Source organism: Borrelia crocidurae (assembly GCF_000825665.2).
In the GTDB taxonomy this organism is placed as follows: Bacteria; Spirochaetota; Spirochaetia; order Borreliales; family Borreliaceae; genus Borrelia; species Borrelia duttonii.
This window is the reverse complement of record NZ_LN609267.1, coordinates 67761-74839: the sequence shown is the minus strand read 5'-3', so window position 1 is coordinate 74839 and position 7079 is coordinate 67761. Positions and strand designations below refer to the sequence as shown.

General features: G+C 24.1%; 4 protein-coding genes and 3 pseudogenes. All 7 read right to left on the bottom strand.

Annotated elements, in window-relative coordinates:
* Positions 1 to 32 precede the first annotated feature (32 nt).
* Positions 33 to 878 carry a signal recognition particle-docking protein FtsY gene (ftsY, locus tag BN1173_RS00400; protein WP_040235793.1) on the bottom strand — a complete coding sequence of 282 codons (846 nt, stop codon included), beginning with the start codon at positions 876 to 878 and terminating at the stop codon, positions 33 to 35.
* A gap of 51 nt (positions 879 to 929) precedes the next feature.
* Positions 930 to 1868, bottom strand: coding sequence for a hypothetical protein (locus BN1173_RS00395; protein WP_246040015.1), 939 nt, complete (start codon positions 1866 to 1868; stop codon positions 930 to 932).
* A 150-nt stretch (positions 1869 to 2018) separates the two neighbouring features.
* Positions 2019 to 2351 (bottom strand): hypothetical protein, encoded by a 333-nt coding sequence (locus tag BN1173_RS04455; RefSeq protein ID WP_246040014.1) that lies wholly within the window; start codon positions 2349 to 2351, stop codon positions 2019 to 2021.
* A protein-coding gene (gene prfB, locus BN1173_RS00390) for a peptide chain release factor 2 (protein WP_246040013.1) occupies positions 2333 to 3410 on the bottom strand; the annotation gives its coding sequence in 2 pieces (ribosomal slippage) (positions 2333 to 3356 and positions 3355 to 3410; 1080 coding nt in all). The genes BN1173_RS04455 and prfB overlap by 19 nt, the downstream gene beginning before the upstream one ends.
* Positions 3410 to 3987: pseudogene (locus BN1173_RS04450) on the bottom strand (hypothetical protein). The gene prfB and the pseudogene BN1173_RS04450 overlap by 1 nt, the downstream one beginning before the upstream one ends.
* Positions 3984 to 6303 (bottom strand): annotated as a pseudogene (locus BN1173_RS00380) (RnfABCDGE type electron transport complex subunit D). Before BN1173_RS00380 ends, BN1173_RS04450 begins: the two co-directional pseudogenes overlap by 4 nt.
* Positions 6303 to 7079, bottom strand: a pseudogene (locus BN1173_RS04445) (hypothetical protein); the annotation flags it as partial. The pseudogenes BN1173_RS04445 and BN1173_RS00380, both read right to left, overlap by 1 nt.

Genomic DNA, 7079 nt, shown 5'->3' with positions numbered 1-7079 from the left:
TCTTGTTTATTTAATATTTTAGTTCTTTATTGTCATAATAGTTTGTTTAAGTAGTTTTCAGTGTTAAATTCTTTAATGTTGTCTACTTGTTCTCCAAATGTAAAGAAATATATGGGTTTTTGCAATAATTTTGAGATATTAATTATTCCACCTGCTCTAGATGATGAGTCAAATTTTGTGGCTATAATTCCGTCAATTTGTATTGCTTTGTCAAATATTTCTGTTTGATTATTTGTGTTTTTTCCAGATATGGAGTCTATTACCAGTATTTTTTTATAATTGATGTTTGTATCGAGTATTTGTTTTTTTATCACTTGATCCATTTTTTTGAGTTCTTTAATTAAGTTTTCTTTGTTTTGGAGTCTTCCTGCTGTATCAATTATTAATATATCATAATTTTTAGTTTTTGCACTTGAGATGCTGTCAAATATTACTGCGGCTGCATCACTTCCTTGGTTTTGAGATATGACTTTAATGCCAATTTTTTCGCTTTGTATTTTAAGTTGTTCGATTGCTGCAGCTCTGAATGTGTCTGCTGCAGCAATTAGTACATTTTTTCCTTCATTTTTGAATTTATTTGCGAGTTTTATAATACTTGAGGTTTTACCAACTCCGTTTACTCCAAGTATCAATAAGATGTTTAATCTTTTGTTTTCTAAATTAAGAGGTTGTTGATTTAGATAACTCTTTAGTAAATTTTTTAGTTGTAATACTGTTTCTTGTTCATCTTTAGCTTTTATTTTTTGAATATGTTCTACTATTTCTATTACTATATCGTTTTTTATATCTGCTTCTAAGAGTAGATCTTCTAACCTTTCAATTATTTGTGTCTTTTCTTTATTCTTGAATAAATTTCTTATTTTATTAAAAATGTTCAAAAGTTTAGTGCTCCTATTTTTTATTTGGTGTTAAATAAATTTTACAATAGTTTATTCACCTCGAGTTGCTTCTTTAATATATTGTACCAAATGAATGATTAATGGTATAAAACTACCAACAGAAAATGTTATTCCTGTACCAAGTAAGAATGTTGCAATCATCTCTTCTACTTTTGCGTTATATAAATCTTGAGGTCTTATTCTATTTTTTAAAATATTATTTAAAGCTATGTTGTAAAGTTCTGAAGATTCATTATATTTTGTTATGGCAAATGCAGTTCCTATAAGATTTAATGTAAAAATACTAAGGTTGATATAGAATAGATCTCTTTTTGTAATGAGTTCACTTTTATTATCTCTTACCATTTCTATATAAACTTCTTTATCTTTGTTATTTATTATTATGAATTTGTTTTTGTGTTCTTCAGCTTGCAATAATATAGACTCTACATTTTCAGGTTCTTCAATTTCAATTGGTGTTTCTCCTATAAATACTCCTTTTTTAAATACTTTAGATGTTACATTACTTGTAATTAATATTTTATTGGAATTTGCTTTTTGTAATGTAATATTTAAGTCAATAGTGTCACCACTTTTTACTTTTTGTTTTATTCTATATGGTTTGTAAGTTGTGCTTGTAATGTCAATGATAATTTCTTTATCTGGTAGTTGAGAAATATCCCATATATCATTGTTATATAATCCTTTTGATACAAATTCTTCATTTATATATATTTTGGCATCTAAATTATTTATGACATTGATCTTAAGTTTAATAAATTTTCTTCCTAATATTTCTTCAAGACTGAGTTTTGCTATTTTGTATGCAATGTCATCAACGGATGATGATAGTTTAAAAATTTCTTTGTAAACTTTTATTCCTTGTGGAGTAATATTGCTAATTTCAACTAAATAATGTTTATCTACTTTTTTTAAGTGTATGTAATTAACAAAGAATAATTCTTGACTTGTTAAAAATTCTATATTCAAATTTGATAGATGTACTTTGTCTAATTCTTATTGTATTCTTAGAACCCTTTTATTTTTTTTACATATTTGATAATAGTGAACTTGTTAAACTTCTTAAGTATGTTGGATTATTATGTTTTTAATGTCTTCTCCAATATTTTTACTTCCACTTTACTTTATTTTTTTCTTTTCCCTTTTTGCATTTTGTAACTTTTTTTTGTCCATGTCTTCTTTGAGTTTGCTAAATTCTTGTTCTTTGCTTATTATATTTTGATATATATAAATGCGTCTTATGAAGTCTTTATCATTATCGTTAATAATGTGTTCATTTATTGCATTGTATATTTTATTTAGTGTTTGTTCAATTCCTTTTTGGAGTTCTTTATTTTCTTCTTTTGTATTTATGATATAAGAAAATCTATACTCAATGTTACTTTGAGTATATGCTAGTTTAGTCGTTGAGATTGATAATAACATGATTATTATTAATTTAAATTTTTCCATTTTAGGTATTCTTCTATAAAGTTATCAATGTTGCCGTCCATAACAGACATAATATTTGGATTTTCAAATTTTGTTCTGTGATCTTTTACTAGAGTATAAGGTTGAAATATATAAGATCTAATTTGATTGCCCCAAGAGATATCTTTTTTTTCTTGTTGTTTAGATTTACTTTTTTGTTGTTCTATTGTTTTGTAGTGTTCATAAAGTTTTGATTTTAATACTTTCATTGCTAATTCTTTATTTCTATGTTGACTTCTATCAGTTTGAGATTGTGTTACTATTCCTGTTTTAAGATGTGTAATTCTAACGGCCGATGATGTTTTATTAACATGTTGCCCTCCTGCCCCTGAAGCTCTATATGTATCAACTCTAATATCTTCTGGTTTAATTATTATTTCAATTTTATCATCAATTACAGGATCAATGAAAACAGATGCAAAAGATGTGTGTCTTTTTTTTGCAGCATCAAAAGGAGAAATTCTTACAAGTCGATGTATTCCTACTTCACTTTTTAAGAATCCATATGCATATTTTCCTTTTATTTCGATTGTAACAGATTTAATGCCTCCTTCAGATTCCAGCAAATCTATAAGTTCTATTTTATATCCACGTCTCTCAGAATATCTTAAATATGTTCTATATAGCATATTAACCCAATCACATGCTTCTGTTCCACCTGCTCCTGAATGTATTGTCAAGAATGCGCTATTGATGTCAATATCTTCTTTGAAATATGATAATGTTAAGATATGCTTATATTGTTCTCTTAATTTATTAACATCTCTTTCTAATAGTGCTTTATCATCTTCACTTTCTGCAATTTTACAGAGTTCCCTTAAATCTTTAAGTTGGCATATCAAGCTTTCCCAAGGTTCAATTTTGGTTTTTAAAATATTTTGATTCTTAAGAATTTCTTGTGCTCTTTTGTTATCATTCCAAAAATTCTCATTATTTATTTGTTTTTCATATTTTTGAAGTTGTATTTTAATTTTATCACTGTCAAAGCTTCCTCCAGACATTTTCAATTTGTTCTAGAAATTCATTTATTGTTTCTCTCATTATAAACTCTCACTATTATTTATTAATATAATTATATTTGGAATTAAAGATAAAATGAAGATTATAAAAAAGTACATTGTTTCGTTAGTTATTAGTTTGAATGTTGATTTTTTTTCTAAATTTTTCTTTATTATTTTTGTTAATATAATAGTTATTAAGATACTTAGTGAAGATAAAATGAGTATTGTTATGCCTTCTAGAAAATTATGACTTTTATCTAGAGAAAAAAATATTATTGCAATCAAGCTACTATTAGATAACAAAAAATCATTTGAATATTTTGTCTTGCTGTTATACATGACAACTAAGATATTGTTTAATGTTTTTAACATAAGTGTTAGTATGTAAATTAATGTCATATATATTATTGGTATTATAAATAATAAATTCTATACTAAGAAATTAGCTTTAATAAATATAAAAAAGTCAATGAATAAATTAATAGCGAAGTGATGATGATAGTTAGATATTTTTTTGATAATGTTTTATTATCTTTTATTTTTATATCTTCAATTCCAATAAAGTGTATTAGTAACAAATTGTTTACTAGCAAGTATGTTATTAAATTGCTTGTCATATTTTAATAATTTCTTCTCCATTTTCATTTTTATTTTCTCTTACTTTTTCTTTATTTATTCTTAAATAGTGTAGTATTTTTTTTATATGGAATGTTAAGCTGTACTTTTTAATTAGTGTTGCGCTTATTTGTAATATAAATATTGATATTATAGCTGAAAAAGTTTCAAGAGGAATATAACTTAGCGTTATAAAATATCCTAAAGATAATGCAAATCCATAAAGTATTTGTTCAAATTTAAAGTGGGGAGCTGTTTGTAATTCTGTACCCATTGTGAATACTAAGATCATTGGAATTGGTGACATTATCAGACTTAATATATCAAAACTTATATAATTGTAGAGAGAAAGGTTTTGTAGTATGTAAGCTATGAATAGCAAACTTATATAAAAAGATAGTGGTATTAGTTTATTGATAATGAATTTTTTAAGGATGAATGAAAAGCCAATATAGATTAGAATGGGGGATAAATACTTTTCATTTTGAAATCCCAAAAGGTTTTCAATATGGAATCTTGGTATCATTATATTGAGATGAGATAATATTTGTTCATTTATAAATTTGTCGATTATGTCGATGTATTTGTTTTCATGTCTTTTAAATTCTTTTAAGTTTTCTAAGTTGTGAATGTTTGGATTTTGAGAAATTATTTTATTCCATGTAGGAATTATATCGTTTTGTTTAACAAGTTCTTTGTAATATGTTTGTTTGAAACTTAGTGGAAAATTTAGTAATAAAAAAATGAATGAAATTAATATAGGATTTATAAGGAGTTTAGAGAGCCTTGAGAAATAAAAAAACATTAAAAATGTAAAAAATATTGCCATTATTTTTAATGTTATAGGAAAATTTAAGGGTAGTATTATATTGGTAATTAATGCAGTATATACAAAAAAAGAGAAATATCTATATTTGGATTTGAGCATTATTGGTATATATGAACATAAACTTGTGATTATTAATATAAGGCTATCAATTAAAAATTTGATATTGTTTGCAAAAGAAAATATTAAATTAGGAATTAATGCTAATATAGTAATTAAATAGATATCTTTTAAGTTGTTTTCGGTGTATATTGGTTCATTATTAAAGTTTATATTTAATATATTTTCCTTTATTTCTTTTTTTACTTTGTTTATTTCTTCTTCTATTTGAGTTATAGTATATTGTAAATATTGCTGTTGTGTATTTTCGTTATTATCTTGATTTTTAATTTTTTCTAAAATAATTTGTTCCATACATAATGGTGAAAAACTGGGTGTGTTTAAGAGTTTGATTTTGTTAACTTTGCTAAGTATTGTTTTTTTTCTTAATATTGTTATGCTATATATATCTCTTGTGATAGGTACATTTAGATTATCTATTTTTGTAGGATTTGTTGGATTATTTGATCAGGATAATCATCTTTTTTTAAATCAATATTTTCGTCTATTATTTGTTTGATAGATGTACCAATTTTGACTTTGGTTATTTTACTTTTTATTTTTTTATTTCCATTGATAGTTATGAGTTTTTCTTTGTATGGAGAATTTGTTTTATAGTATAAAATGAACTTACTACTAAAGATCTTCAATATTTAGAAAGTAATTTTAACTTTAAACTAGAATATTAGATGTGTTTTCTTCATTGTATAAGAAATTTATATATTAATTCGTGATTTGAATATGGATGTGGAGAGTTGGAAATTAATTTGATTGTTAATCTTTTGTCTTTTGCGACATTTAATTTTTCAAGTTCTTTTTTAATATTATGGTTGTCGGTTATTATTAATATTTCTTTAAATTTGAATATTTTATCTATAGTTTCAAAGCCGTAGACAATTTTGTCTAGTTTTGTTGTTATTAGTATTTCTGAGATATTTGTAAATGAATCTTTGCCATTTATTAACAAAATCATTTTGTCTATTTTTTTGCATTTGTTCATATATTGAAATAATGAATCTTCATTAAACCAAGGAATTCCTAATCGAATTAATTTTTCTAGTGTTTTTTCTCTTGATTCTTCTTCAGTTGAAATTTCTTTTTCATTGTTGATTCTTCCATGAAATCTTATTAATGCTGATTTTATTTGATTTTTATTTGGAAGATTGGCAGTATATATTTTTTCTATTATTCCAGATATTGGGGCATATGTGTAAAGTTCTACATTTTTGTTTTTTGATAATATTTGTCCTTCTGAAATTCTTTGATTTTCAATGACATATATTGTAGATTTTGAATCTGCTGTTTCTAATGGAATTAAAATACATTCAGGTATTTGGATTTCATCTATGTTAATTTTATATTGTCTTTTTATTTTGGTTTGTGAGTTAAACATTAACTGCTTCCCCTGATATATTTTCTATAATTTTTTTCACTCATATTTAAAAGAATTGTAAATCTTATTGCTTTAAATAGGAATAGTAATAAAAAAAATGGCAATGAGAGAGTGAATAATGTTTGTTCATTTTTTTTATTAATTGTAATGTTAGCAGGTGTTTCTTTATATATTAAAATTGGATTTCCATTTTCTAAGAATAATCTAGATAGTTCGTTATTTAAGTTTTTAGATATAAATTCTTTGTCTACTTTGTATATAATTTTTGAATTGATGGTTATTTTATTGTTTTCTATTTGAAAGTAGTCTTCTTTTACATTTGTATTTACTTTTCCGTACTGAGATGTGATTTTGTATTTAAGTTCATTTTGATAAAATATATGATACATATAACCTACAATATTTGGTATTTCTTCATTATGTCCAACCATTAAATAGATGTTATTGGGATTTAGATAGTCGAAGTAGTTTAATTTCTTGCTGTAAAAGTAATTGCAATTATTATAAGAATTAAGTATGCTTTGGGCATAAAAAAATGGCATTATTGAGACTATAAATAGCATTACATGTATTAGTATTTTGTACTTTAAAATTTTGGTTTCTCTTTTTTGTTCTTTTATTTTAATTAAAGATAAAAATGTATGTTTAAAGTTGTTTTCAGTTTTGATCCAAGTAAATATTAGGAAAATACAAAGTGTTGATATTGATACACAAATAATTAAAAGGGCTTCAAGGTTAGTGGATAAAAAATTAATGCTTAAGGTAAAATATAATAC